Source organism: Tianweitania sp. (assembly GCF_032053605.1).
Taxonomy (GTDB): Bacteria; Pseudomonadota; Alphaproteobacteria; order Rhizobiales; family Rhizobiaceae; genus Tianweitania.
The window spans coordinates 1-215 of the sequence record NZ_DAMBUH010000064.1; the positions used below are offsets into that span (position 1 = coordinate 1).

At 66.5% G+C, this 215-nt stretch carries 1 protein-coding gene; it reads right to left on the minus strand.

Annotated features, from left to right (window positions below):
• The coding region (locus tag RTX98_RS13990; protein ID WP_312797334.1) for an aromatic amino acid lyase at nt 1–215 on the minus strand (215 nt) is incomplete at both ends.

The window sequence follows — 215 nt, forward strand, 5'->3', positions numbered from 1 at the left end:
CGCCCGATCACTGCTGCGGCCATGCTCATGGAGACAATGAGATCGCCCGTGCCGAGCGATCCGCGTGACGGCAAAACCGGCACGATGTCGCGCGCCAGCATCGCGACAAGCAGATCGAACACGTCGAGCGACACACCGGCGCCGCCCTTGGCCAGACCGGCGATGCGGCAGAACAAGGCGGCACGGCAAGTTTCCACCGCCAGCGGTTCGCCGAT